Raw genomic sequence first — 235 nt, 5'->3', positions numbered from 1 at the left:
ATCATAATCACCTTTATTTCCCATTCACCCCTTCTCTCATCTCACATATATGATTCCAGCATCTCATTACCCCTACTACAACCAAACGCACGGCATCGCTGACCGTACTCCTTGGTCTCAGCCTTGCAGAGGTAACTGACCCGATAGAAGTATCGATCCATCTCCCCCGAATCATCCTGAGAGAGGTGGAATGTGGCGTTTGCAGGGATATGCACCAAGCCCTCTGCCTCCTCGA

General features: G+C 49.8%; 1 protein-coding gene. It reads right to left on the bottom strand.

Going from position 1 to position 235, the window contains the following annotated elements; genetic code table 11:
* Positions 1-41: 41 nt before the first annotated feature.
* A partial coding sequence (locus tag KW848_RS31535; protein WP_218539199.1) for an inovirus-type Gp2 protein occupies positions 42-235 on the bottom strand: 194 nt, incomplete at its 5' end.

The sequence above is a fragment of the Pseudomonas sp. PDM25 genome, from assembly GCF_019219045.1.
Classification (GTDB): domain Bacteria; phylum Pseudomonadota; class Gammaproteobacteria; order Pseudomonadales; family Pseudomonadaceae; genus Aquipseudomonas.
Note: the sequence above shows the minus strand (reverse complement) of the source record. Positions and strands in the feature narration are given on the sequence as shown.